This is a genomic window from Streptomyces sp. NPDC020422 (assembly GCF_044386705.1).
Lineage (GTDB): Bacteria > Actinomycetota > Actinomycetes > Streptomycetales > Streptomycetaceae > Streptomyces.
The window spans coordinates 110705-136429 of the sequence record NZ_JBIRVJ010000005.1 but is presented as its reverse complement, the minus strand read 5'-3'; the positions used below and the strand labels follow the sequence as shown (position 1 = coordinate 136429).

The 25725-nt window shown below is 74.3% G+C and carries 16 protein-coding genes; 3 read left to right on the top strand and 13 right to left on the bottom strand.

Annotated elements, in window-relative coordinates; translation table 11 throughout:
• The first annotated feature begins 77 nt into the window (after window positions 1–77).
• Window positions 78–1076: a zinc-binding dehydrogenase gene (locus ACH414_RS14665; RefSeq protein WP_382533094.1), complete on the top strand. Its 999-nt coding sequence runs from the start codon at window positions 78–80 to the stop codon at window positions 1074–1076.
• A gap of 19 nt (window positions 1077–1095) precedes the next feature.
• On the opposite strand, the gene ACH414_RS14660 is transcribed toward ACH414_RS14665, so the two are convergent.
• The 3 genes from ACH414_RS14660 to ACH414_RS14650 form a co-directional block, all read right to left on the bottom strand.
• The gene (locus tag ACH414_RS14660; protein WP_382533095.1) at window positions 1096–1443 is read right to left on the bottom strand and encodes a hypothetical protein; all 348 of its coding nucleotides are present in this window, start codon (window positions 1441–1443) and stop codon (window positions 1096–1098) included.
• A gap of 9 nt (window positions 1444–1452) precedes the next feature.
• Complete coding sequence (locus tag ACH414_RS14655; protein WP_382533097.1) at window positions 1453–1932, bottom strand: GNAT family N-acetyltransferase; 480 nt, start codon at window positions 1930–1932, stop codon at window positions 1453–1455.
• Between the two features lie 91 nt (window positions 1933–2023).
• Window positions 2024–2731, bottom strand: coding sequence for a DsbA family protein (locus ACH414_RS14650; RefSeq protein ID WP_382533098.1), 708 nt, complete (start codon window positions 2729–2731; stop codon window positions 2024–2026).
• Window positions 2732–2884: 153 nt separating this feature from the next.
• Here ACH414_RS14650 and ACH414_RS14645 point away from each other — a divergent pair, with 153 nt between their 5' ends.
• The gene (locus ACH414_RS14645) at window positions 2885–4273 is read left to right on the top strand and encodes an NAD(P)/FAD-dependent oxidoreductase (protein ID WP_386565569.1); all 1389 of its coding nucleotides are present in this window, start codon (window positions 2885–2887) and stop codon (window positions 4271–4273) included.
• Between the two features lie 58 nt (window positions 4274–4331).
• On the opposite strand, the gene ACH414_RS14640 is transcribed toward ACH414_RS14645, so the two are convergent.
• The 6 genes from ACH414_RS14640 to ACH414_RS14615 form a co-directional block, all read right to left on the bottom strand.
• Window positions 4332–5456 (bottom strand): branched-chain amino acid aminotransferase, encoded by a 1125-nt coding sequence (locus ACH414_RS14640; protein ID WP_382533101.1) that lies wholly within the window; start codon window positions 5454–5456, stop codon window positions 4332–4334.
• A complete protein-coding gene (locus tag ACH414_RS14635) occupies window positions 5453–6712 on the bottom strand; it encodes a cytochrome P450 (protein ID WP_398942003.1) in 1260 nt (419 codons plus the stop codon). The genes ACH414_RS14640 and ACH414_RS14635 overlap by 4 nt, the downstream gene beginning before the upstream one ends.
• 94 nt (window positions 6713–6806) lie before the next feature.
• On the bottom strand, window positions 6807–8819 hold the full coding sequence (locus ACH414_RS14630) for an amino acid adenylation domain-containing protein (RefSeq protein ID WP_382533105.1): 2013 nt from the start codon (window positions 8817–8819) through the stop codon (window positions 6807–6809).
• 185 nt (window positions 8820–9004) lie between these two features.
• A complete protein-coding gene (locus ACH414_RS14625; protein WP_382533107.1) occupies window positions 9005–9637 on the bottom strand; it encodes a TOPRIM nucleotidyl transferase/hydrolase domain-containing protein in 633 nt (210 codons plus the stop codon).
• Window positions 9638–9804: 167 nt separating this feature from the next.
• Entirely contained in the window at window positions 9805–11517 is a 1713-nt protein-coding gene (locus ACH414_RS14620) for a DUF885 domain-containing protein (RefSeq protein ID WP_398942001.1), read from the bottom strand.
• 268 nt (window positions 11518–11785) lie between these two features.
• On the bottom strand, window positions 11786–12811 hold the full coding sequence (locus tag ACH414_RS14615) for an ornithine cyclodeaminase (RefSeq protein ID WP_382533110.1): 1026 nt from the start codon (window positions 12809–12811) through the stop codon (window positions 11786–11788).
• A gap of 89 nt (window positions 12812–12900) precedes the next feature.
• On the opposite strand from ACH414_RS14615, the gene ACH414_RS14610 reads away from it, so the two are divergent.
• Entirely contained in the window at window positions 12901–13674 is a 774-nt protein-coding gene (locus ACH414_RS14610) for a thioesterase II family protein (protein ID WP_382533112.1), read from the top strand.
• A 20-nt stretch (window positions 13675–13694) separates the two neighbouring features.
• On the opposite strand, the gene ACH414_RS14605 is transcribed toward ACH414_RS14610, so the two are convergent.
• Genes ACH414_RS14605 through ACH414_RS14590 form a run of 4 tightly spaced genes read right to left on the bottom strand, consistent with a single transcriptional unit; the run spans window position 13695 to window position 25724 of the window.
• Window positions 13695–16013, bottom strand: a complete 2319-nt coding sequence (locus ACH414_RS14605; RefSeq protein WP_382533114.1) for a penicillin acylase family protein — start codon at window positions 16011–16013, stop codon at window positions 13695–13697.
• The gene (locus tag ACH414_RS14600) at window positions 16010–22405 is read right to left on the bottom strand and encodes an amino acid adenylation domain-containing protein (protein WP_398942000.1); all 6396 of its coding nucleotides are present in this window, start codon (window positions 22403–22405) and stop codon (window positions 16010–16012) included. The genes ACH414_RS14605 and ACH414_RS14600 overlap by 4 nt, the downstream gene beginning before the upstream one ends.
• Window positions 22402–22665, bottom strand: a complete 264-nt coding sequence (locus tag ACH414_RS14595) for a phosphopantetheine-binding protein (protein WP_382533118.1) — start codon at window positions 22663–22665, stop codon at window positions 22402–22404. Before ACH414_RS14595 ends, ACH414_RS14600 begins: the two co-directional genes overlap by 4 nt.
• A gap of 5 nt (window positions 22666–22670) precedes the next feature.
• Entirely contained in the window at window positions 22671–25724 is a 3054-nt protein-coding gene (locus ACH414_RS14590; protein ID WP_382533120.1) for an amino acid adenylation domain-containing protein, read from the bottom strand.
• Between the last annotated feature and the right edge of the window lies 1 nt (window position 25725).

Genomic DNA, 25725 nt, shown 5'->3' with positions numbered 1-25725 from the left:
GTCCCTGCACGCGCGACGGGGAGCCGCCGACCGCCACCGACGGCCCCCGACCACCACCGAGCGAACAGGGGAACCCCATGCACGCGATCCGCCTCCACGCCTACGGTCCCGCCGAGAACCTGCGGTACGAGCAGACGCCCGACCCCGTCCCCGGCCCCGGCCAGGTCCGGATCAAGGTGGCGGCGGCCGGCGTGCACCTGCTGGACACGGCCCTGCGCGAGGGCCTGCCGGGCCCGTTCCCGGCCCCCGTCGAGCTCCCCACCATCCCCGGCCGCGAGGTGGCCGGCACGGTGGAGGCGCTCGGCGAGGGCACCGACCCGTCCTGGCTCGGCCGACGGGTCGTCGCCCACATCGGCATGGCCCCCGGCGGCTACGCCGAACTCACCGTCACCGACGCCTCCCGCCTGCACGCCCTGCCCGACCACCTCGGCGAGGCGGAGGCGGTGGCCATGATCGGCACGGGCCGCACGACCCTGGGCATCCTGCAGTTCACCGAGCTCACCCCCGCCTCGATCGCGATCGTCCCGGCGGCGGCGGGCGGCATCGGCACGCTGCTCGTGCAGTACGCGAAGAACGCGGGCGCCACGGTGATCGGCCTGGCGGGCGGCCCGGAGAAGGTCGCGCGGGTCCGCGAGAACGGCGCGGACCTGGCGGTCGACTACCGGCGGCCGGACTGGCCGGACGAGGTCCGCGCGTATCTGGCCGGGCGCGGCGCGACGGTGGTCTTCGACTCGGTCGGCGGCGACACCGGCCGCGCCGCGGTCGACCTGCTCGGCAAGGGCGGACAGCACCTGGTCTTCGGCTGGTCCGGCGCGGGCCTCCACGACGGGGAGCCGCTCACCTTCACCGAGGAGGAGCTGGCGGACCGCGGCATCACCTCGGAGGGCGTCCTGGGCCCGGTCATGCTCCAGAAGGCGGGCGGCGACGTCCGCAACCTCGAACTCGCCGCCCTCGCCGCCGCCACGGCCGGCACCCTGCGCCCGGCCGTGCACCGCTTCCCCCTCGCGGAGGCGGCGGCGGCACACAAGGCACTGGAGACCCGGGGCACCACCGGCAAGGTGGTCCTGATCCCGTAGGGGCCGCCCGCCGGGGCTCTCAGACCCCGATCACATCCCAGGAGTGCCCCTTGAACTCCTTCAGGAACTCGGGGTGGTCCTCCCACATCCGGGCGATGGAGCGCAGCACGTCCCAGTTGTGCTCCAGCGCCTGGTCCACCACCTGCCGCAACTCCGGCTCCGCCACCCGCTTCTCCACCAGCCCGTTCACGGCCGACGCCGCCTGCACGCTGTAGCGCAGGGCCCGCAGCGCCCGGGAGGTGTCGTCCATCCCGAACCCGTGGTCCTTCCCGTTCGCGGGGTCGAAGAGCGGGGTGAGCCGCGCCTCGATGAAGCCGGTGATGCGCTCGAACCGCGCCTGAATACCCATGTCCATGTCCGTGTCCATGCCCCTTTCCTACACCGCGCCCCGACCGAGCTCCGCCAGCGCCCCGTCCGTCAGCCGGTACACCGTCCACTCGTCCTGGGGGCGGGCGCCGAGGGACTCGTAGAAGGCGATCGACGGATGGTTCCAGTTCAGGACCGACCACTCCAGGCGCTCGTAGCCGCGCTCGACGCAGATGCGGGCCAGTTCGGCGAGGAGGGCCTTGCCGTGGCCGCCGCCGCGGTGGTCGGGGCGGACGTAGAGGTCCTCCAGGTAGATGCCGTGGACGCCGCGCCAGGTGGAGAAGTTGAGGAACCACAGGGCGAAGCCGGCGACCTCGCCCTCGGGGGTCTGCGCGATGTGGGCGTAGGCGGCGGGGCGGTCGCCGAAGAGGGCCTCGTGCAGCTGGGCCTCGGTCGCGCGGACCTCGTCGAGGGCCTTCTCGTACTCGGCGAGTTCGCGGATGAGACGGTGGATGACGGGGACGTCGGCGGGAGTGGCGTTTCGGATCATGGGGTCAGGGTGCACCGCGGCGGGCAGGCCTGGCCAGCGCCTTCCGGGGCCGTCGGCCGCCGTGCCGTGCGTCCCCGGTGCGGATCACGCCCTAGACACCCGCGTCGCGCAGCGCCTCCGCGAACCGGGTGGCGTCGTAGAGGCCGTTGCCGCCCGCCAGGGGCTTGCCGTCGACCAGGACGGTGGGGGTGCCGCCGACGCCCGCCGCCTCGAAGGCCGCTTCCGCGGACGACACCCACGTCGCGTACGTGTCGTCCCTGACCGCCTTGTCGAAGGCCGCGCTCCGCAGGCCGGGCACCTGGTCCGCGATCTTCAGCAGGTGGTCGGTGGAGAAGCCGTCCCTCGACTCTCCCGACGGCCGGCTCGCGAACAGCGCCGCCTGGTAGGACGCGAACTTCCCCGGGCCCGCCTCGACCGACGCCCGCAGCGCGTTCGCCGCGTGCGCCGAGGCCGTGCCGCCGGTGCGGGCGTCCAGGAAGGAGGCGATCACGTACTCGACGCGCACCCTCCCCGCCGCCGCCTGGTCCGCGAGGACCGTCCCGCCGCTCGCCTCGAACTTGGCGCAGTAGCTGCACCGCGGATCGACGAAAACCGTCACGGTGTGCGGCGCGCTCGCCTGGCCGACCACGATCCGGGGCCCCGAAACGGTCGCCGGAAGCTCCGTCAGGACCTCCGCGTGTTCCGCCGCCGTGGCCGTCAGGGACGTCGAGGCATCCGCCGAACAGGCCGTTCCCGCAAGGGCGACGGCCACGACGGCCGTCGCCGCCGCGCACGCCCGCCGGGTCCTGCGTACACGCATGGAGAGGTCCTTCCGGGACAAGGGACACGCAACGAAATCCGCATCCTCGAAGCTAGGCGCCCGGCCGCTCCCCGGGCCGCCGCGAAAGACCCGTATCCACGGGACCAAGGGCCCCTGTAGCCTCCCGCGCACGGACCCGGAAGAGGGATGGACATGAGCACGATCAACGGCGGGATCTCGTTCTGGTACGCCCAGGAGGGCGCCCCCGCGCCGCGCGAACCGCTGCCCGGCGACACCACCGCCGATGTCTGCATCGTCGGCGGCGGCTACACCGGACTCTGGACCGCCTACTACCTCAAGAAGGCCGTGCCCTTCCTGAACATCACCGTCCTGGAGGCCAGGTTCTGCGGGTACGGCGCCTCCGGGCGCAACGGCGGCTGGCTCTACAACGGGATCGCCGGGCGCGACCGTTACGCGAAGCTGCACGGGCACGACGCCGCCGCCCGCCTCCAGCACGCCATGAACGAGACCGTCGCCGAGGTCGTCGACGTGTGCGCCGCCGAGGGCATCGACGCCGACGTCCACCGGGGCGGGGTGCTGGAGGTCGCGCTCTCGCCCGCCCAGCTCGCCCGGCTCAGGGAGTTCCACGCCGGCGAGCTCGCCTTCGGCGAGAAGGACCGCGAGATGTACGGCGCGCGCGAGACCGCCGAGCGGATCCGCGTGGCCGGGGCGGTCGGCTCCAGCTGGACCCCGCACGGGGCCCGGCTGCACCCGGTCAAGCTGGTCAAGGGGCTGGCCGAGGTCGTGGAGGGGCTGGGGGTGACCATCCACGAGTCCACGCCGGTGACCGAGATCCGGCCCAAGCACGCCGTCACCCCGTACGGAACCGTCCGCGCCCCCTACGTACTGCGCTGCACCGAGGGGTTCACCGCCTCCCTCGCCGGGCAGCGCCGCACCTGGCTGCCGATGAACTCCTCCATGATCGCCACCGAGCCGCTCAGCGACGCCCAGTGGGAGTCCATCGGCTGGAAGGGCCTGGAGACCCTCGGCGACATGGCGCACGCCTATATGTACGCCCAGCGCACCGCCGACGGGCGCATCGCGCTCGGCGGACGGGGCGTCCCGTACCGCTTCGGGTCCAGGACCGACAACGACGGGCGCACCCAGCCGGCGACCATCGAGGCGCTCCGCGAGATCCTGGTGCGCTTCTTCCCGCAGCTCGCGGGCGTCGGCATCGAGCACGCCTGGTCCGGTGTCCTCGGCGTCCCGCGCGACTGGTGCGCGACCGTCACCCTGGACCGGTCCACCGGCCTCGGCTGGGCCGGCGGCTACGTCGGCTCCGGTGTCGCCACGACCAATCTCGCCGCCCGCACCCTGCGCGACCTCATCCAGCAGGACTCCGGGCAGTCCGGGCCGACGGACCTGACCGCACTGCCCTGGGTGAACCACAAGGTCCGCAAGTGGGAGCCCGAGCCCTTGCGCTGGCTCGGCGTCCAGACGATGTACGCGGCCTTCCGCGGCGCCGACCGGCGCGAGGCGCGGGGGCTGAGCGCCGCCACCGACCGGGTGGCCACGGTCGCCAACCGGCTCAGCGGGCGCTGAGCACGCGCGTCCCCGCCCGGTACGGCCGTCGGGCGGGGACGCGCGGGGTGCGGTGGGCTCACACCAGGCGGTGCATCCAGCCGTGCCGGTCCTCCACCGTGCCCTCGTGGAGGGCGACCAGGTGCTCGCGGATCCGCTGGGCGACGGGGCCCGGCTCGCCCCCGTTCATACGGAACTCGCCGGCCGCGTGCCGGACCGTGCCGACCGGGGTGATGATCGCCGCGGTGCCGCAGGCGAACACCTCGGTGAGCTCGCCGGACTCGGCCGCCTTCTGCCACTCGTCGGTGGAGATGCGCCGCTCCTCCACCCCGTACCCGAGGTCACGGGCCAGCGTCAGGATCGAGTCGCGGGTGACGCCCGGCAGCAGCGAGCCGCTGAGCTGCGGGGTCACCAGGTGGGCGTCCGGGCCCGAGCCGAAGACGAAGAACAGGTTCATCGCCCCCATCTCCTCGACCCAGCGCCGCTCCACCGCGTCGAGCCAGACCACCTGGTCGCAGCCGTGCTCGGCGGCGGCGTCGCGCTGCGGGGCGAGCGTCCCCGCGTAGTTGGCCGCGGCCTTCACCGCGCCCGTGCCGCTGGGCGCGGCCCTGACGTAGTCCTCGGACAGCCAGACGCTCACCGGCTTGACTCCGCCGGTGAAGTACGAGCCGGCCGGCATCGCCATGAGCACGTACAGGTACTCGGTCGCCGCGGCCACCGTCAGCTCGGTGGAGGTGGCGATCATCAGCGGCCGCAGGTAGAGCGAGCGGCCGCCGCCCTCGGGCACCCAGCGCTCGTCCAGGGCGAGCAGCTCCCGCATCGACTCCAGGAACAGTTCCTCGGGCAGTTCCGGCATCGCCAGGCGCCGGGCGGACGCCCCGAAGCGGCGCGCGTTGGCGTCCGGGCGGAAGGCCGCCACGGAGCCGTCGGGCTGCCGGTACACCTTGAGGCCCTCGAAGATGGCCTGCCCGTAGTGCAGCACGGAGGCTGTGGGGGCGAGCGACAGCGCCTCGTAGGGGCGGACGGCCGCGCCGTGCCAGCCCTGCTCGGGGGTGTGCTCGATGGTCACCATGTGGTCGGTGACGTACTTGCCGAAGCCCGGGTCGGCGAGCACCTCGGCGACCCGCCGGGGGCTCGCCGGGGCCGGGTTCGGTCTGCGGTCGAAGGCCGGGGCCGCGACCCTGGGGGTCGTGTCCACGGTCATTTCGCCGACAGCCTCTCGGCGCGCCGGGTGGCGACGAGCGGCAGGTGCTTCATGCCCGCGATGAAGTTCGAGTGCAGGTGCTGCGGCTCGCCCACGACCTCGAACCCCTCGAACTGGTCGAGGAGCTCCTCGAACAGCTCGTGCAGCGCGATCCGGGCGACCGCGTGGCCGACGCAGTAGTGCGGGCCGACGCCGAAGGCGAGGTGGTTGCGGGGGTCGCGGCGGATGTCGAACTCGTACGGGTCCTTGAAGACCGTCGCGTCCCGGTTGGCGGAGCCGATCCAGGCGGCAACGGGCTCGCCCTGCTTGACGGTGACCCCGCTCAGCTCGACGTCGACCTTGGCGTAGCGGATGAAGTGGCTGGCCGGGGAGGACCACCGCAGCGCCTCGTTGATGCCGCTGTCGAAGAGCTCGGGGTGGGCCGCCCAGTCGGCGTACTTGCCGTCCTTCGCCAGCTCGACCATGGCCGCGTTCGGGACGTGCGGGGTGGTGACGTTGGCGCCGAGGAGCAGGCTGTAGCAGTTGGAGACGATCTCGCCCGGGCGCAGCTTGCGGCCGTCCTCCATCTCCATGGTGCGCAGGACGTCGATGAGGTCGCCGTTGCCCTCGCCCTTGCGCCGGCTCATCGACTGCTCGAAGGCGGCGAAGAGTTCGCGGTGGGCGCGCTGGAGGGTCACCTCGCCGCCCTCTGGCATGACGAACTCCGGGTCGTCCGGGGCGATCGCCTGGCTGGTGAGGAAGGTCAGCTGGGGCCAGTCCTCGCGGTCGAGGCCCATCAGGGTGCCGGTGACCGCCATCGGGAGCTGGCCGACGACCTCGGCGAAGTCGAACTCCTCGCCGTCGGGTATGCCGGCGAGGAGGCGGTTGGCCTCCTCGCGGATCTGGCCGCGGTGCCGCTCCAGGACCTTGCTGTTGAGGGCGCGCTGGACCGGGGAGCGCATCTTGGTGTGCCGCGGCGGGTCGGTGGCCGGGAGCTGCTTGCGGCTCGCCGGGTCCTTCTTGCCGAGCAGGTTGAGCAGGGTGCCGTGCTCCGAGGTGAAGACCCGGTGGTCCTTCAGCACCTTCGTGACGTCCTCGAAGGTGGTGGCCGACCAGTAGCCCAGTTTCTCGTCCACCTGCTGCCAGCACAGTGGTTCGCGCTCGCGCATGGCGTGCCAGATGGCGTGCGGGTCGCCCTCGCCGTGCTCGTGGGGGTTCACCAGGTCGAAGTTCTTCAGGTCGACGGGCTTCTGTTCGGCGGGCCGCGTCAGTTTCATCGGTCTTCCCTTCCTGGGCGGGGTCCTGAGGCGGATCCCGAGTCGGGCTGGCGGTGCCTTGCGATGCTGGGGGTGGTGGTGGCCACGGCGCGCGTCAGGCCTCGGCGGGGGCCGTCGACGGGGCGGCCTCGACGAGCTCGGCGAGCCCGGCCACGGTGGGGTTCTCGTAGAAGAGGCGGGTCGCCGGCACGTCGACCGAGAGCGCCTTGCGGATCTGGCCGAGCAGGTCGGTGGCGATCAGCGAGTTGCCGCCGAGCTCGAAGAAGTCGTCCTCGACACCCACCAGTTCGACGCCGAGGACGTCGGCGACGAGGTCGGCGAGCAGGCCCTCGACGGGGGTGCGGGGAGCCACGTACTCCTCGTCGACCTCGCGGGGGTTCAGGTCGGGCGCGGGCAGCGACCTGCGGTCGATCTTGCCGTTGCGGGTGAGCGGGAGGCGTCCCATGACCACGATGGAGGTGGGGTTCATGTGCCGCGGGAGGCGCCGGCGCAGGGCGACGCGGAGGTCGAGCACCAGGGTCTCGTCGTCGCCTTCCGGCACGACGTAGGCGACGAGGGTCTTGCCGCCCTGCGGGCCGTCCTCGCGGACGATCACGACGGCTTCCTTGACGCCGGGCTGCCCGGAGAGGGCGGCGACGATCTCGCCGAGCTCGACGCGGTAGCCGCCGACCTTCACCTGGTCGTCGGAGCGGCCGCGGAACTCCAGGGCGCCGTCGGGGCCGACGCGGACCACGTCGCCGATGCTGTACATGCGGGTGCCGGACCCGTTCGGGTCGGGCAGGAAGGTCTCGGCCGTCTTGCGCACGTCGCCGAGGTAGCCGCGGGCGAGGCCCTCGCCGGTGGTGTAGAGCTGGCCCCACTCGCCGTCGGGGACGGGCCGCAGCCGCTCGTCGAGGACGAGGATGCCGGTGCCGGCGACGGCGCGGCCGATCGGGACGGTCTCGGCGACCGGCTCCTTCACGATGTGGCAGGTGGTGAAGCAGGTGTTCTCGGTGGGCCCGTAGCCGTTGACCAGGCGGATGTGCGGGTGGGCGGCCCGGACGCGGTTGATGTGGGCGGGCGACAGGACGTCGCCGCCGGCGAGGAGCTGGCGCAGCCCGGCGAGGTCGTCGAGGTGCCCGTCGACCATGCGGTGGAACAGGCCGGTGGTGAGCCAGAGGGTCGTGACCCCCTCGCGCTTGATGCACTCGGCGAGATCGGGCAGGGAGAGCGTGCCGGGCTCGTGGATGACGAGGCGGCCGCCGTTGAGCAGCGCGCCCCAGATCTCGAAGGCGGCCGGGTCGAAGGTGAGGGCGCAGAGCTGGAGGAAGGTCTCGCCGGGGCCGAAGTCGGCGTAGTCGCCGTCGCGGACGAGCCGGGAGACGCCGCCGTGGGTGACGCTGACGCCCTTGGGCTGGCCGGTGGAGCCGGAGGTGTAGCAGACGTACGCGAGGCTGTCGGCCGCGTTGCGGGCGGCGGGCAGCTCGGCTCCGGCGAGGGCCGGGTCGGCCGGGTCGTCGACGTTCAGCACGGTGACGTCGAGCGCGGGTATGCGCTCGGCCAGCGGGCCGTGGGTGAGCAGGACGCGGGCGCCGGCCCGTTCCAGCATGTAGGAGAAACGCTCCTGCGGCTCGTCCGGGTGGACCGGCAGGTAGGCTCCGCCCGCCTTGAGGATGGCGACCAGGGAGATCACCATCTCGAAGGAGCGCTCGAAGCAGACGCCGACGACGCTCTCCTCGCCGACCCCGGCGGCCCGCAGCCGGAGCGCCAACTCGGTCGCCTTGGAATCGAGTTGCGAGTACGTCAGGTCTTCACCGAGGAAGCGGAGGGCGACCGCGTCGGGGCGGGTGCGGACCTGCTCCGCGAAACGCTCGGTGACCGAGCCGAAATCGCCCTCGCCCACGGCCTCGCCCGCGCCGACCCGCTCCATCTGAGCGGACAGCGAAGTCGGGCGGATATCGGCCCAGTTGGCCTCGACGTGGTCCAGGCACTCGGCGCGCCCCGCGGGCCCGAACGCCGTGTCCCAGCCGTCCGGCACCCCGGCGAACTCGGGCCACAGGGCGTGCTGGTTCTCGGCGTTGACGACCACGCGGTACGTGACGTCCTGCTCTTCGGTCAGGTTGCTCATGGTCCGTCCTCTGGAAGTCTCTCTGCGGGCAACTGCGGGCGATGCGCGCGCACTTTCTCAGTGGTCCTGGAGCCGGGCCCGGTGGGCGCCGGCCTGCGGCCCCGCGAGGGGCCGTGAAGAGTCCGCGGTCCGGGGCGTTCCGTGGAGACGGAACCCTCCGGTCCGTTGGGGGCGTGACCCGGCGCTCAGAGGATGTCGAAGAGGCCGGCGAGTGGAGCGGGTACGCGGTCGGGGGTGAGGGCCTGGACGAGCACACGGCCGTAGTGGATCTTGCGCCCCTTCTTCGTGCCGAAGAAGCGCCGCAGCTGCTGCTGCGCGGTGCGCTCCCGCTGTGCGGGCTGGCGCAGGAAGGTCTCCAGGGGGCGCAGGTCCCCCTCCTGGGTGATCAGCTCCTTGACGAGGTCCACGCCGAGCGCCCGGATGAGCTCGTCCTCCAGGTCCGCCTCGCACACGAAGTAGTCCCGGGGGTCGGCGCCGGCCCGCGCCCAGCCGCGCTCGTAGTAGTCGCGCTCCTGCGCGTCGCAGAGCCCGGTCAGGTGCAGTCGCAGGCCGGAGGGCCCGAGGAAGCGGGCGTACTGGCCCACGCCCATCGCGCCGCCCATCGGCAGGACGCAGATCCCCTCGCCCACCAGGTCCCGGCCGAGCTTCTCGGCCAGGGTGTTGACCGCGTTGACGTCGCTCGGTCCCTCGACCAGGACGGCGGTCCTGACGGGCAGCTCCTCGGCCAGCTCGGCCGCCAGCTCACGCGCCCGCTCATCGCCGGTGCCACCGCCCGCCCAGGCCGTGACCGCCTCACGGAACGAGGTCATGTCAGCCATGGAACTCCTTCGCCGTGGAGAGCGATGATGCCGGCCGATTATAGGACCCGCGGGTCCCGGAGGCCGTGGCACACGACCCCGCCCTCACCGTGCTCTTCCTTCCGCATGAATCGCCCCCGTGCGCACGCGTGCTTCCTTTCCGTTCCGTCGGGTCCCGCTGCGAAGGATCAAAGGCCGGCCAGCTCGTCCTGCAGGTCCTTGAGCCCCAGGGGGCCGAGGGACAGCGCGGCCGTGTGCCAGGACTTCAGGTCGAGCCGCTCGCCGCGCGCGGCGTGCGCCGCCTCGGCCGCGCCCCGGCCGTCCAGCCAGGCCCGCTCGCCGAGCTTGTAGGAGATCGCCTGGCCCGGCAGGCCGAGGTAGCGTCCGATCTCGCTGTCCACGAACCCCGGGGTCTGCCCGCTGTGCAGGGCCAGGAACTCCTTGGCCAGCGCGGGCGTCCAGGTCAGGCCCGCCCCCACGGGGGCGTCCTCGGGGATGCCGAGCTCCAGGTGCATGCCGATGTCGATGACGACCCGGATGGCCCGCAGCATCTGCCAGTCGAGGAAGCCGAGCCGGTCGCCGGGGGTGGGCAGGTGGCCGAGCTCGTCCATCAGCCGCTCCGCGTACATGGCCCAGCCCTCGGTGCAGGCGTCGATGCCGCCGATGGTGGTCTGGTAGCGGGAGAGCCGGTCGGCGAGGTACCGCCACTGGGCGAGCTGGAGGTGGTGGCCGGGCAGCCCCTCGTGGTACCAGACGCTGCGCAGGCTCCACAGCGGGAAGCGGGTGCGCCCCTGGGTCGGCAGCCAGGTCCGGCCGGGGCGCGAGAAGTCCTCGCTCGGCGCCGTGTAGTAGGCCGCGGAGCCGCTGCCGGCCGGGGCGATGGCGGCCTCCACCACGCGCACCGGCGGGGCGAGGTCGAAGTGGGTGCCGTCGAGGTCGGCGAGGGCCTGGTCCATCCAGCCCTGCAGCCGCAGCCGGATCGCCTCCACCCCCTCCTCGGCCTCGCCGTGCTCGTCCAGGTGGCGCATCGCCTCGCGCACCCCGGCCCCCGGGAGCACCCGCTCGGCCTCGGTGCGCATCTCGTCGCGGATCCTGCGGTACTCGCCCCAGCCCCACGCGTACGTCTCGCGCAGGTCGGGCTCGGCGCCGGTCCAGAAGCGGGCCCAGGTGCGGTAGCGGTCGGCGCCGACGCCGTCCGGCTGGACCTCGGCCTTGGGGAGGTAGTCGTGGCGGAGCCAGTCCCGCAGCTCGGCGGTGGCGGCGACGGCCTGCCGGGCGGCGCCGTCCAGCGCCGTGCGGAGCGAGGGCGGGACCTCGGCGTCCGCGCTGAACCCGGCGTACCAGCCGCGTCCGCCGCTGTCGCCGACCCAGGCGTCGAGCTGGTCGGCGACGACGCGGACCTGGGCCGGAGCGGCGACGAATCGCTCCTGCTCCAGGGCCCTGGTCAGGGACTCCCGGTGGCCGGCGAGGGCCTCGGGGACCCGGCCCATGCGGTCGGCGACGTCGGCCCAGTCGTCCTCGCCGGCGGTGGGCAGCATCTGGAAGATGCCCTGGACGCGGTCCTTGAGGCCGTAGACGTTGACGACCTCGCGCAGGTGCTCGTCGTCGGTGCTGAGGGCCAGGTCCGCCTCGAGGCGCTCGCGCAGCAGCCTGCCGCAGCGGCGCTCCACGTCGCTCGGCTCTCCGGCGGCGGCCTCGGCCCGGTCGAGGGCGCGGAGGGTGGCGCGGGACAGCTCGTCCAGCGCGGCGCGGCCTTCCGGCGACAGGTCGGGCAGCGCGCCCCGGCCCTCCGGGACTCCCAGGAAGGCGGCGGTGTCCGGGGCCAGGCGGGCGAGCCCGTCGACGTACGCGTCGGCCACCTCGCGCACGGCGCGCGATGCGGTTGGTGTGTCGTTGTCCATCGTCCCCCACCTCACCATGCGTCGGTCGGTCACCGGCTCTGTTCGGGACGCGGTGTCTCACCTCTGGTCATGCGGCGGACCCCCCGGCCGCGACAGGTGGGAAAGCTGTGCACTCACCTGCCGACCAACGGATCATGGCGCGAAGGACACGACCCCGTCAATCATCACGTGGCCCGGGCCGGCCCCGGTCGCGGTCCCAACTGTCTTGGTTTTCCGGGACATTCACCGATGTGACGGCGAGGGCCCGCGACCGGGTACGACGCGCCGCTCAGCGCGGCAGGAGCAGGCCCGCACCGGCCTCGCGGGCGGTCTCGTGGACCCGGGTCGCGAGCGCCACGTCGTGCACGCCCATGCCGAACGGATTGATCACCGTGCGGTCCGTCGCGGCGATCGGGCGGCCGTAGCCGCCGGAGAGCAGCGTGGCGAGGTCCGCGTCGACCGCGCGGGCGTCCGGGGTGCTGGTGGTCCCCGGCGCGGTGGCGCGGCCGGCCTGGGCGAGGCGCCCCAGGAGCCGGGTGTCGTCCTCGCTCACGAGGTGCCAGTCGTCGACGAAGAGGTGGTCCGCGCCCAGGAGCACGTCCTCGGCGGCGTCGTCGAGGGACACGTTGACGAAGACGGAGCCCTCCGGGAGCCACTCCAGCGGGACGTACGAGGTGGTGGTGGTCGTGGCGGCGATGGTGACCGGGGCCGAGCGGACCGCCTTCTCCGCCTCGGTGACGGTCTCGACCTCGACGCCGGGCAGCGCGGCGCGCAGCTCCTCGGCGAAGGCGACGGCCCGCTCGGGCGCCAGGTCGTAGGCCACCACGGACGTCAACGCTCCTCGCGAGGCGAGGAGTTCGAGGTGGGTGCGGCCCTGGCGGCCGCAGCCCAGCAGGGCCACCCGGTCCACCGTGTCCAGCGGCCGGACGGCGCGCAGGGCCGCCAGGGAGACCGCGGCGGTGCGCAGGGCGCTGATGTGGGCGCCCTCCATGATGCACACGGGGACGGCGGTCTCCGGGTCGTAGAGCATGATCAGGCCGGCCGCGCGCGGCAGCCCGCGGTCCAGGTTGCCGATGCAGGCGTTGATGATCTTGCAGCCGTAGGCGCCCTCGTGCCGCGCGGGCAGGATCAGGCTGCGGGCGGCGGTGCCGTCCGGGGCGGTCCAGCGCAGCGCCGCCTCGGGCGCCACCCCGGAGCGTCCCGCGCGCACCCCGAGGAAGGCCTCGGTGACGACTTCGAGCGGGTCGATCCGCTCGCAGAGCGCGACGACGCTCGCCCCGTCGAGATAGCGCAGCGGGGTGGTCAGATCCTGCATGACATTCGTCCTTTCTCGGTCTTTCTCCGTACCGGGCAAGGCAGTTGAGTCCTTGAAGCGCTCAGCCGACTTCGCTTACGGTCATCCGCATGACTGATCGAGCGTCCCGCCCCAAGAAGCCGCCGCGCTGGCTGCTGCGCCGCCCCGATCCGGAGGCGAAGGCCCGCCTCTTCCTGTTCCCCTACTCGGGCTGCGGCGCCTCGATGTACCAGGCGTGGCCGCGCCGCATCGGCGCCATCGACGTCTGCCTGATCCAGCCGCCCGCCCGGCAGAACCGGATCGCCGACCCGCACTACGGGACGTACGAGAACATGGCGGAAGGGCTCATCGAGTACCTGAAGCCCCACCTGGACCGGCCGTTCGCGTTCTTCGGGCACTGCGGCGGCGCGCTCCCCGGGGTCGAGGTGACGCGGCAGCTCGCCGCGGCCGGGCTCCCGCTGCCCACGCGGGTCTTCGTCTCGTCCCAGGTCGCTCCCCAAGACGGCCCGTACGGGCGCCTGTTGGAGCTGGACCGGGACGGGCTGCGCACCGAACTCGAACATATCATCGTGAATCTCGGCGGGGAGCCGAGCGGACCGCTCCTGGAGACGGGCCTCGAAGTGCTCGTCAACGACATCGACGCCAACAAGCTCTACCGGCCCGGGCACTTCACGCTCCCGACCGGCATCACGGCGATCGCCTGGGACGAGGACCCCGAGATCCCCGGAAAGCTCATGGGCGGCTGGAAGGACAACACCGACGACCCGGCCGACTCGCGCTACGTCGAACTCCCCGGCGGGCACTTCGAGTTCCTCTCCGCACCGGAGTCCCTGCTCGCCGAGATCCGCCGGGACTTCGGCGACGTGGCCGAACTCCCGGCGTAGCCCGCGGGCCGGTCCTGCCCTCACGTCCCGGACGGGCGCAGCACATAGCCGCAGCCGGGCCGCCGCACCGGCGGCCGCCCCGCCGGGGACTTCGGGGGCAGGCCCGCCCAGCGCCCGTGCCGGTCCGCGTAGTGCGGACTGAGCGGGTGCCCGGACTGCCCGGCGGGCAGCTCGACGCCGAGGAGCTCCCCGGGCGTGACCACCACCCGCCCGGCCGCGCCGAAGCCCGGGACGGCCGTACGGACGCTGTGCAGCATCCCCGCCTGCGGCCGCGGACGGATGCCCAGCACCGGATTCGCCCACGGCACCAGCGAGGCGAAGGGGTGCCCGAGCCCGACCCGGTTGAGCCGACCCCAGGGCTCCTGCCGCTCCCCCGCCGCCTCCCGGACGCACCCGGCGAGGAAGGCGTCCACGTCGGTGGTCCCGGCGGGCAGCAGCGCGGGGTCGCGGGCCCGCAGGATCGCCAGCAGCGGCCGGTCGAGCGTACGGAACGGGAAGCGGAACGCCGGCTCCTGCTCTCGGCACACCGCCAGGTACGGCGCGAGGACGCGCTGGGCGAGGCTCTCGCGCAGGCGCACCAGGACGCCCAGTGCGCGGGAGTCGGTCGTGGCGGTGCCGTCCCACTCCGCGAGCAGCGCCCGCAGCGGGTCACCCGGCGGAAGCGCCGCGACCGCGAGATCCCGGTAGGCCACGTAGAGCTCGGCCGCCAGGTCGTGCTGGAGGGCGCGCATCCCGGCCGCGTCGTGCCGGTCCGACGCGCCCAGGACCGCCCGGATCCGGCGGGCCCGGTGGCCAGGGTCGAGGTCGAGGCCGATCCGGAACACGTCCTCGGGCAGCCCGGCGTCGTTAGCCGAGACCAGGACGCCGTCGGCCGGGTCCGTGATCCGCGGGCGCTCGGGGCCGGTGAGGTGCCCGTCGGCCGGGTCGGTGCGCGGGCTTCCGGCCGGACGGCGCGGCAGCAGACCGGTCGCCAGGTGCGCCCGGTGCTCCCGGTCCGCGACGAGCAGGTTGAGGGCGACGCCGTGCGCGTCGTCGAGGACCGCGACGGCCTCGGCGGTGCTCCGCGCCTGGGCGAGGCGCTGGAACTTCAGGTCGGCGGCGCGCGGGTCGTGGCCGGTCCAGCGGACCGCGACCTTCTCCCCGCACAGCGGCTGCTCCGGCACGGGCATCGTGCCGTCGGTGGTGAGCTCCACGGTGACCGGCTTGCCGCCCCGCACCCGGATCCGTTCGGTGCGGGTGCGGAGCTCCTCGCCGGCCGGGACGAGGTCGAGCACGTCGGCGGTGAGGTTGGTGACGCCCCACGCGATCCGCCCGTTGGTGCCGGCGAGCACGACCGGGAGGCCGGGGCTCGCCAGACCGCGCAGACGCGTGCCGGGCCAGGCCAGGTCGACCTCGTACAGCACGTTGGGCAGGCCGAGCGCCAGGTGCAGGTCGCAGGCGAGCAGCGGCTGGTCCTCGCCGTCCGCGACCCAGCAGTTGGATCCCGCGACCGCGCGGTCAAGGGCGACCAGGTCGGCCGCGGCCGCCTCCCCGCGGTACCGGGCCAGCCCCTCGGGCAGCGCCGGGTCCTCGGCGTCGGCCAGCAGGAAGTCGGCGACCGGACCCGGCAGCGCCCGGCGCACGACCGCCTCTGCCCGCTTGGCCTGCTCGTTGAAGGACAGCGAGTGGAACAGCACCAGCGAGGCGAGCACGCTGTCCTCCACACGCCACGGCTGCGGGCGGTAGGAGAGGAAGCGGCACTCGAACGGCGTCGACTGCGCGAAGGCGGCGTTCACCCCCTCGGCGAACGCGGTGAGCAGCTCCCGCTCCGGTGCTTCGAGCCGCTCCGTCGCGACGCGGGCGGCCGCCGCGAGCCCGAGCCGCCGGTACTCGACGTCGGCGGGCACGGCCGCCCGCCCCCACACCTCGGCGAGCCGGCCGCTGCCGCTGCGCCGGACCAGGTCCAGCTGGAAGCCGCGGTCGCGGCCCATCGCGTGGCCGAGGGCCCGGACCGCGTCGAGCCGGCTCCCCGCGGTGATCCGGGTGACGCCGTCGCCGGTGCTCTCGGCCCGCACCGGGCCGGTGAGCCCGGGCAGCTCGACGTCTTCGTGGCAGCGCGGCGCCGACTCCCGCAGGGCCCGCGCCAGGCGCCGCTCGACGGCGACCCGGGCGCGGTTGCGGTACACGTACCCCGCGACACCGGCCGCGACGGCGGCGGCCACCGCCGCCGCGGCCCACGGCCAGACGAGCAGCCCGGCGGCCAGCGCCGCACCGGCCGCGGCCGCGCCGCCCACGACCCGCGCCGTGGGCAGCAGCCACAGGCGGCGAAGCCGCGGGCGGTGGGCCGCGCAAGCGGTCACGGGGTCTCCAGGAGCGCCGCCGCGGTCTCCCGCACGGCGGTCGTGATCGCGGTCAGCAGCTCGCCGGCCAGCTCGGCCGGCGTGGTCGCGGGCTTGTAGCGCAGCTCGCACAGCAGCTCGCCGTCGACCGGGGCGATCCCGAGGACGAAGTCCGACGCGGTGGCCACGACCCGGGCCCCGAGCACATCGCGCTCGGACCGGTACGGCGCGAAGACCAGGCCGTCGCCGGGGGCGGCGGCGGGGGTCTCCTCCTGCGCGACGAGCATCGCCTCGAAGACCGGGCCCGCGTCCGGGTGGCGCTCGCGGATCTCGGTGAGCACCTCCTCGAACGGCAGCTCCTGGTGGTCGAGCGCGGCGACGCAGACCTCGCGGGCCTGCCGGCTGACCGCGACCGGGTCGGTGTCGTCCAGCCGCAGCCGCAGCACGACCGTGTTGGCGACCAGACCGACGACCTCGTCGAGGCCCGGGTCGACCCGGTTGGCGAGCATGGTCGCGACGCGGATGTCGGACTGCCCGCTCCAGGCGCGCAGCGTCGCCGCGTACGCGCCGAGGACGAGCATGAACTCGGTCATGCCGTGGCGGCGCGCGGCGGCCCGTACGGCGGTCATGTCCTCGGCCGACAGCGTCGCCCTGGCCGAGGCCGAGCGCAGCCGCTGCACGAACGAGGCCGTGCCCAGCTCGGCGAAGCGGCTGCCGGGGCCTTCGGCGAGCGGGCGCCACGGCGGGGCGAGCCGGTCGAGCCAGAACGCGCGCTGCCGGGCGGCCTCGTCGGTGCCGAGCCACGCGGCCCGGTCCCGGGCGAGCCAGCCGCTGCCGCGCGGCGCCGGCCTGGGCGCGAGCACCCCGCCGTCGGCCAGCTCCCGGTAGATCCGGGCGGCGTCGGACAGGAGCAGCGTGAGCGACCACCCGTCGCAGACGATGTGGTGGATGTTCAGGAAGATCACATGGCGGTCGGCGGCCAGCCGGTGCACCACGACCCGCATGAGCGGGGCCCGGTCGAGCGGCATCGGCTCGCGCGCGGCGGCGGCCATGAGCTTCTCGCAGGCCCGGACCGGGTGCGGCTCCGCGCTCAGGTCGTTGACGTCGACCGTCACCTCGACCCGTGGCTCGACCACCTGGACGGGACCGTCCGCGGTGTCCTCGATCCGGGTGCGCAGCGCCTCGTGCCGGGCGGCCAGCTCGGCGAAGGTGCGTTCCAGGACGTCGAGTTCGAGCGGCCCGTCGGCGCTCAGGGCGCCCGCCATCCCGAACAGGCCGACACCCGGCAGCTGTCCGGCGATCTCCCACATCTGGCGCTGGGCCAGCGAGAGCGGATAGCGGGCCGCCGCCGCGAGTGCGGCCGGCGCCGCCTGGGTCTCGGTCCGGCCCTCCGTCCGGGTCTCGGTCCGGCCCTCCGTCCGGCCCTCCGCCTGGGTCTCCGCCTGGGTGCCGCCGCCGAGGGCCTGCGCGAGGCCCGCGATGGTGGGGGCCGCCATGAACGTGCGCATGGACAGGGCGCCGTGGCGGGCGCGGAGCCGGCTCACCACCTGCATCGCGGTGAGCGAGTCGCCGCCCGCGTCGAAGAACGAGGTCGTGGCGTCGAGGCCGGCGACGCCCAGGACCTCGGTCCACACCGCGCGGACCCCTTCCTCCAGCGCGGAGCCGGAGGAGGCGGACGGAGCGGGGCGCGGGGCCGGGACCACGGGAGCGACGGCGTGCGGAGCCACAGGGGCGGCGGCCACGGCGGCCACCGCCGGATCCGCCCCCGCCGACGCCATCAGCCGCGCCAGGTCCGCGATCCCCGGCAGCGCCGTCTCGCGGAACGGGCGCTCCGGGGCGGCGACGATCGCCGCGAGCGCCCTGCGGTGCACCTCGGCCGCGAGGACCAGGGTGCTCTCGGGCAGCGCCGCCGCGTCGTACTCCATGAGGAGCCGCAGCTCCTGGGTGCGCACGTCGACGGTGAACGCCGAGCTGTAGGCGTAGTGGGTGGACTCCAGCTCGTCCGCGTCGAGCAGCTGGAGGGCGCCGTCCCGGACCATCTGCCGGGTGTTGTGGTAGTCGGTGAAGTTGAAGCTGGAGTCGAACATGGGCTCCGGCCCGTACGCGCTCTGGATCGCGGCGTTCGGGTACCAGCGGTGCCGCATGACCGCCTGCTCCTCCTCGTGCGCCTGCGCCGCCAGCTCCGCCCAGGTCTGGCCTTCGAGGGCGAGCCGCAGCGGGAGCTGGTTGAGGAACAGGCCGAGGACGCGGTCGGCGTCCTGGGTCTCGGGCCGGCAGGCGACCACCATGCTGGTGGCCACCGCGTCGGAGCCGGTCAGCCAGGACACGACCCTCAGGTGCGAGGCGGCGAGCAGGGCCTTCAGCGGCACCCCGAGCCGGGCGGCGGTCGCCCGCAGCGCGTCGAGCTGTCCGGTGAAGTGCGCGTGGTGCTGGCGCATCACGGGCGCGCCCGAGCGGTCCGGGGCGACGAGCGCGGCCCGCGCGGCCGTCCGACCGGCCCAGAACTCCCGGTGCCCCTCGTCGGCCACGGCCTGCTGTTCCAGGGCCACGTAGTCGCCGAACGCGGTGCGCGGACGGGGCAGCGGCGGCGCCGTGCCGGTGGCGAGCAGCGCCAGGTACTGGGCCTGGAGGTCCTCGAAGAAGATGTTCACCGACCAGCCGTCGAGGATGGCGTGGTGGTGGGTGAAGACCAGCTGGTAGTCGTCGGCCGAGGTGGTGAGCACGACGAGCCGGAGCAGCGGCGCCGCGGACAGGTCGAAGTCGGTGGCGGTCTCGCGCGCCACGACCTGTCGGATGCGCTCCTGCTGCTCCTCCTCGCCGAGCCGGGTGAGGTCCTCGAACTCGACCGGCACGGTGACCCCGCTGTGCACCCGCTGCACGGGGCCGAGGGCGTTGGCGAGGTCGAAGCTGGTGCGCAGGATCGGGTGGGCGTCGGTGACGGCCTGCGCGGCGGCCCGGAACGCGGCCGGGTCCATCGCCCCGCGCACCCGGTAGCTGAGCATGATGTGGTAGACGCGGGCGCCGGGCGCCATCTCCTGGTGGTAGATCATCCCGGACTGCAGGGCGGTCATCGGGAAGGCGTCGACCACGTCCGGCGGGAACGGGGTCCCGGCCGGGAGCAGCGCGAACGGCTCGCGGACGGCGGCCGCCCCGCCGCCCTCGGCGGCCAGCGGCGCGAGGGCGGTGACCGTCGGCGCGGCGTACACGTCCTGCACGGTCAGGCCCAGGCCCCGGTCCTTGGCGAGACCGACCAGCCGGATGGCGCGCATGGAGTCGCCGCCCGCGTCGAAGAAGTCGGTGCCGGTGGTCACGGTCGGGTCGCCGAGGACCTCGCGGAACAGCTCCAGGAGCACGGTCTCGCGGGCGCCGACGGGCTGCGCCCCGGTGTCGGGCGGCGTGACGGTCGCCGAGGCCGCCGCGGCGACCACCGCCGTACGGTCGAGCTTGCCGTTGTTGGTGAGCGGCAGCGCGTCCACCACCACGACGGTGCGCGGCACCATGTAGCGGGGCAGCGTGGTGCGCACCGCGGCGAGCAGCTCCGCCGGTTCGGGCGTGGCGCCGGCGGTGGGGACGACGACGGCGACGAGGTGGGCGCCGGAGTCGTCGGTGGTGACGGCCGCGCCGGCCGCGTCGACACCGGGCCGGGCGGACAGCGCGGCCTCGATCTCGGCGAGCTCCACCCGGAAGCCGTTGACCTGCACCTGCCGGTCGCGGCGGCCGAGGTAGGCCAGGGTGGTGCCGTTGCGCCGGGCGAGGTCGCCGGAGCGGTACATCCGGGCGCCCGGCACGTCGGTGAACGGGTCAGGCAGGAAGCGCAGGGCGGTCTCCCGGGGGCGCCCGAGGTAGCCGTCGCTGACCTGCGGGCCGCCGACGTAGATCTCGCCGACGCAGCGGTCGGCGACCGGGACGCCGTCGTCGTGCAGGACGTGCAGGGCGGTGCCGGGCAGCGGGGTGCCGATGTCCGACTCGGCGGTGCGCACGTCGTCGGGCCGCAGCAGCCGCCAGGAGGCGTGCACGGTCGTCTCGGTGATCCCGTACATGTTGACGAGCTGGGTGCGGTCGCCGACCTCCTCGTACCAGCGCTCGACGAGCCTGCGGTCGAGGGCCTCGCCCGCGAACAGGACGTAGCGCAGGTGCGCGGTGGAGTCGGGGCGGGCGGCGAGCGCGGGGAGCATCACGGTCAGCGCGGACGGGGTCTGGCTGAGCACGGTCACCCGCTCGCGGGCGCAGAGCTCGGCGAACTCCTCGGGCTCCCAGGTCGTCAGCTGCGGGACGACGACGAGCCGTCCGCCGTGCAGGAGGCAGCCGAACATCTCGTACATCGACACGTCGAACGAGCAGGCGTGGAAAAGGGTCCACACGTCGTCGGGGCCGAGGCCGTAGCCGCCGGCGGTCGCGTCCAGCAGGCTGAGCACGTTGTGGTGGGTGACCCGGACGCCCTTGGGCCGGCCGGTGGAGCCGGAGGTGTAGATGACGTAGGCGGCGGCGTGCGCGGGCACGGGCGCCAACGGGGCTTTCTCCCGCGTCAGTTCGGCGAGGGTGGCGCGCGTGCCGGGGATCTTGGCGTCCTCGGTGACGGTGAGCCGGGCGCCGGAGTCGTCGAGGACGTCGGTGATCCGCGCGGTCGGCCAGGACTCGTGGAGCACGAGGGAGGCCGCGCCGGAGGCCATCACACCGAGGATCGCGACGACGAGGTCCAGGCCGCGCGGCAGCGAGACGGCGACGACGTCACCGGCCCCGATGCCGCGGGCCCGCAGCCCGCCGGCGGTCGCCTCGACGCGGGCCTGGAGCTCGGTGTACGACAGGGTGCCCTCGGGCCCGGTGACGGCGATCGCCTCCGCGCGCGCACGGGCCTGCTCGGCGAGCCGCCCGGTCAGCGACTCGTCGGCGCGCGGCACCCGGTCGGGCGCGGCGACGGCGCCGGGCGCGGCGACGCCGAACGCACCGGTGGCCAGCGTCGTGACCGGGGCGGACGGCTCGGCCGCGGCGGCGGTGAGGACGGCGACGACGGTCGCGCCGATGGCGGCGGCGTCCGCGTCGGCCACGACGGCCCGGTCCGCCTCGATCTCGACGGTGAGGGTGTCGCCGTCGTCGCGGACCAGGAAGTTCAGCCCGTACTTGGCGCCGATCTGCTCGACCTCGACGTGCTCGATCTCCAGGCCCGGGAAGCGGGGCGCGGGCGGCGTGGCACCGAGGTCGGTGAGGATGACGTTGAACGTCGCACCGGAGCCCGCCACCCCCTCCGGTACGGGCGCGTGGCGTACGGCTCCGAGGACGGCGGTCCTGGTGCGCCGGACGAGCTCGGTGAACGAGGCCGTGGCCTGGGCGTCCAGGCGCACCGGCACCATGTCGAGCAGCAGCCCCACGACCCGTTCGAGACCGGTGCGGTCCCGGCGGGAGGTCGGCATGCCGACCACGAGGTCCTCGCGTCCGGTGGACCGGGACAGGGCGACCGCGACGGCCGTGGACACCACGGTGAACAGGCTCGCCCGGGTCTCCTCGGCGAGCCGGCGCAGCGCGGCGGTGGTGTCGGCCGGGACGAGCGCCCGGTGGGCCGGACCGCGTTCCGGGGCGGCGGCCTCGCGCGGCGGCGGCAGCGGCAGCGCACCCAGCGAGGCGTCGTCGAGCCGCTCGCGCCAGTAGCGCCGGGCGGCGCTCAGGTCGGCGTAGGCGAGCCGGTCGGCCTCCCAGCGGGCGTAGTCGACCATGGCGACGGCCGGCTCGGCGGCCGGCGGCTCCTCACCGGCGACCCGGCTCGCGTAGCAGCGGGCCAGGTCGTCGAGGAGCGGCCCGAAGGAGGAGCCGTCGGCGATGACGTGGTGGAGCACGAAGAAGAAGACGTGGTCGTCGTCGGCACCGGTCTTCCCCAGCCGGAACAGGCGCATCGCCACCGGCGGCGCCGTGTCCAGGGCGAGCGGGAGGTCGGCCAGGCGGGCGCACTCGGCGGCGCACTCGTCCAGGTCGGCCGCGTCCACCACGACGAGCGGCGGCTCCACGGACGCCAGGACCTGCTGCCGGGGCTCGCCGGCCGTGACCGGGAAGAAGGTGCGCAGCGAGGGGTGCCGGTCGTGGATGTCGCGCAGGGCGGCGGCGAACGCAGCCCGGTCGAGCCGGCCCCGCAGGCGCAGCGCCGCGCACAGGTTGTAGGTGCCGTCCTCGGCGAAGTACGTGGTGGCCCAGAGGGAACGCTGGGCGGCGGTCAGCGGTCCGGTGTCCCCCGCGGGCACCGGGGGCCAGGCCAGCCGGGCGCGGCGGCCCACCAGCTCGACCAGCTCGTCGCGGTGCCGCTTCATCTCGGCGAGCAGCTCGGGCGGCAGCGCCTCGCCCCGGCCCTGGTACCGGAGCCGGTCGTCGGCGAGCGTGAGCGTCACGCCGAGGTCGTCCAGGCGGCGCAACAGGTCCCGTGCGGTCACAGCTCTCCCTCGAAGACCGGTTCGGCGGCGGGCCGTTCGGCGATCAGGCGGTCGAGCTCGGCGGCGATCTCCTCGACCGTGCCGAGCTCGAAGAAGTCCGCGAGCTCCAGCTCGACGCCGGTGAGCTCGGAGAGCCGGTAGAGCGCCTGCACGGCGAGCATCGAGTGGCCGCCGAGCTCGAAGAAGTCCTCGTCGACGGGCACCGTCTCCAGCTCCAGCACTTCACGCCAGACCGCGGCGACCTGTTCCTGAGTCGACACCTTCATCACCTCTCACCGAAAGCCAGTACCGCGTGGGGGTTCGCCGCGCCGGTCCGCAGCACCTCGGCGAGCGCCCGGGTCCAGTCGCCGACCGTCGGCGCGTCGAGCACCTCGGGCCAGTACAGGACCTCCAGGCGCAGCCGGTCGTTCTCGCCGGAGACGTCGATCATCAGGTCCAGGTCCATGACGGGGTCGGCCAGCTCGCGCGGCACGACCTCCAGGTCCTTGAGGGCCATCCCGGTGCGCCAGGCGCCCTGGTGGGTGACCTTGACCTGGAACAGCGGGAAGCGGCCCGCCTGCCGCGGCGGGTTCACGGCCGCGACCAGCTTGTGGAACGGCAGCCGGTCGTTCTCCTGGGCGCCGAGCACCCGCACCCGGGCCAGGTCGAGCAGTTCGCCGAAGGTCGGCGCGTCCCCGGGGGCGAGCCGGACCGGCAGCTGGTTGACGAAGGTGCCGATCAGCTCCTCGCTGCCGGGCCAGGAGCGGTTGACCGAGTCGATGCCGAGCACCAGGTCGGTGGTCGAGGTGGCGTCGCGCAGCACCACGTACGAGGCGGCGAGCACCGCCATGAACGGCGTGGCGCCGTGCGCGCGGGCCGTCGCGGCGAGGGCGGCGGTCTCCTCGGCCGTCAGATGGGTGACCACGTGGTCGGTGACGAACGCCGGCTTGGCCGGGCGCGGCCGGTCGAGCGGCAGGTCGATCGCGGGCGGCGCGCCGTCCAGCTGCTCCTTCCAGTACCGCGTGCACTCCTCGGCGTCCGGTCCGGCCAGCCAGCCGCGCTCGGCGTCCACGTACCGGGAGAACGAGGTGCGCGGCAGCGGCACTTCGGCGTCGCCGGCGAGATACCGCTCGTAGTACTCGGCGATGTCCCGCTTGAGGACCTCCAGCGACCAGCCGTCGGCGACCAGGTGGTGCATCGCGAAGGTCAGTACGTGGTGGTCGTCGGCGATCCGCTCCAACCGGGCCGTGGTCAGGGGCGGTTCGGGGGTGCGGGCGGAGATCGCGAAGTCGCCCGTCGTGCCCTCCTCCAGGACGATCTCCGCCTTGGGCCACACGACGGCCTTGGGGACGCCGCGCTCCTGGGTGAAGACGGTGCGCAGCGGCTCGTGCCGGGCGACGATCGCGGCCAGCGCGTGGCGAAGCGCGTCCCGGTCGAGCCGGCCGCGCAGGTCGAGCGAGAGGATGAGCAGGTTGGGCGCCTTGTTGCGGTGCAGCTGCTCGAAGAACCACAGCCGCTCCTGCCCGGAGGACAGGGTGCCGGCCGGCCCCGCCTCCGACGGTGCGGCGACGGGCTCCGCGGCCTCGACCGCGGCGAGCAGTCCGCGCGGGGTCGGCCGGGACAGGAACGCGCGCAGGGAGGTGCCCTCGGCGTCGAAGCGGGAGCGGGCGGTGGAGACCAGGGTCATCGCCGTCAGCGAGTCGCCGCCGGAGATGAAGAAGTCGTCGTCGGGGCCGATCGAGGCGAGGCCCAGGGTCTCGGCGACCAGGGCGCGCACGGCGTCCAGGCCGGCGGCCGTGACGGCGGGCGGGGTGCTCGCGGGAGCCGTGTCCGGGGAGGGCAGGCCCTCCAGGGTCCGGTAGTCGATCTTGCCGGAGGTGTTGACCGGCAGCCGGTCGAGCACGGTCACCTCGTGCGGCACGAGGTAGCGGGGGGCGGCGGCGCTCACCGCGGCGAGGACGTCGGCGTCGGCGTTGAGCGTGACGAAGGCCCGCAGCCGCCCGCCGGTGTACACGCAGGCGGCCGACTGCACGGCCGGTACGCGCAGCAACTGCGCCTCGACGTCGCCCAGTTCGACGCGGTGGCCGCGGATCTTCACCTGGCGGTCGCGGCGCCCGTGGAAGTCGATCGTGCCGTCGGCGGCGCGGCTCGCCCGGTCGGCGGTGCGGTAGAGGCGGGCGCCGGGCGTCCCGGACAGGTGGTCGGGGACGAAGGTGAGCGCGGTGCGCACCGGGTCGCCGATGTAGCCGCGGCCGACGCCGTCGCCGCCGACGAGGAGCTCGCCCTCGGTGCCGGTGGGCAGCTCGCGCCCCTCGGCGTCGACCACGTACAGGCGCGTGTTGAGGACCTCGCGGCCGATCGACGGCCAGGGGCGCCGGGCGCTCTCCTCGGCGGTCACCACGTGGTGGGTGACGTCGTCGGAGCACTCGGTGGGGCCGTAGGCGTTGACGATCGGGATGTCCGGGCAGTGCTCGTACCAGCGGCTCGCGACCGCGCCGGGCAGCGCCTCGCCGGTGGCGACGAGGTAGCGCAGGGAGGAGAGTCCGGCCCGCATCTCGTCGTCGAGCTGCGCGGTGAGCACGGCGAGGAAGGACGGGACGATCTCCAGGACGGTCACCCCGTGCCGGCGGACCCAGGCCACCAGCTCGGCGGGCTCGGCGATGTTCTGCGGCGAGGCGACGGCGACCCGGGCGCCCACGGTGAGCGAGGTGAGCGTCTGCCACACGGAGATGTCGAAGGAGAGCGGGGCGGTCAGGCCGATGGAGTCGGCCGGGCCCAGGTCGAGGTCGACGATCTTGGCGGCGATGTGGTTGTCCATGCCGCCGTCCTGGACCATCGCCCCCTTGGGGGTGCCGGTCGAGCCGGACGTGAAGATCACGTACGCGAGACCGTCCCGCGGGCGCTCCACGGCGGCCCCGGACCCGGCCGGGCGCTCCTCGGCGACGAGCACCGAGGGCGCCGGGTCCAGACCGTCCGCGATCCGCGCGGCGAACTCCTCGTGCCCCGGCGCGACGAGCAGGGTCCGCACCCCCGCCCCGGCGCACATCTGCCGGGCGCGCTCCACCGGCACGCTCGGCTCCACGGGCACGAACGCCGCCTCGGCGAGCAGGACGCCGAGCATCATCGCGACATAGCCGGGGCCGCGGTCGGCGACCAGCGCCACCACGGTCTCCCGCCCGGCACCGGCGGCCCGCAGCGACTCCGCGTGCCCCCGGGCCACCGCGTCGAGCTCGGCGTAGCTCGTGGTCACCCCGTCGGCCACCACGGCGGGCGCGCCGGGGTCGTCGGCGAGGGAGGCGGCGAACCGCGACAGCAGGGGACGCACGACCGGCTCGGTCATG

Excerpts from the sequence above, each read along its gene's own strand:
- ACH414_RS14650 (WP_382533098.1), bottom strand. The coding sequence starts at position 2,731 with ATGCGTGTACGCAGGACCCGGCGGGCGTGCGCGGCGGCGACGGCCGTC.
- ACH414_RS14640 (WP_382533101.1), bottom strand. The coding sequence starts at position 5,456 with ATGACCGTGGACACGACCCCCAGGGTCGCGGCCCCGGCCTTCGACCGC.
- ACH414_RS14645 (WP_386565569.1), top strand. The coding sequence starts at position 2,885 with ATGAGCACGATCAACGGCGGGATCTCGTTCTGGTACGCCCAGGAGGGC.
- ACH414_RS14630 (WP_382533105.1), bottom strand. The coding sequence starts at position 8,819 with ATGAGCAACCTGACCGAAGAGCAGGACGTCACGTACCGCGTGGTCGTC.
- ACH414_RS14620 (WP_398942001.1), bottom strand. The coding sequence starts at position 11,517 with ATGGACAACGACACACCAACCGCATCGCGCGCCGTGCGCGAGGTGGCC.
- ACH414_RS14615 (WP_382533110.1), bottom strand. The coding sequence starts at position 12,811 with ATGCAGGATCTGACCACCCCGCTGCGCTATCTCGACGGGGCGAGCGTC.
- ACH414_RS14625 (WP_382533107.1), bottom strand. The coding sequence starts at position 9,637 with ATGGCTGACATGACCTCGTTCCGTGAGGCGGTCACGGCCTGGGCGGGC.
- ACH414_RS14635 (WP_398942003.1), bottom strand. The coding sequence starts at position 6,712 with ATGAAACTGACGCGGCCCGCCGAACAGAAGCCCGTCGACCTGAAGAAC.
- ACH414_RS14660 (WP_382533095.1), bottom strand. The coding sequence starts at position 1,443 with ATGGACACGGACATGGACATGGGTATTCAGGCGCGGTTCGAGCGCATC.
- ACH414_RS14655 (WP_382533097.1), bottom strand. The coding sequence starts at position 1,932 with ATGATCCGAAACGCCACTCCCGCCGACGTCCCCGTCATCCACCGTCTC.
- ACH414_RS14590 (WP_382533120.1), bottom strand. The coding sequence starts at position 25,724 with ATGACCGAGCCGGTCGTGCGTCCCCTGCTGTCGCGGTTCGCCGCCTCC.
- ACH414_RS14665 (WP_382533094.1), top strand. The coding sequence starts at position 78 with ATGCACGCGATCCGCCTCCACGCCTACGGTCCCGCCGAGAACCTGCGG.
- ACH414_RS14610 (WP_382533112.1), top strand. The coding sequence starts at position 12,901 with ATGACTGATCGAGCGTCCCGCCCCAAGAAGCCGCCGCGCTGGCTGCTG.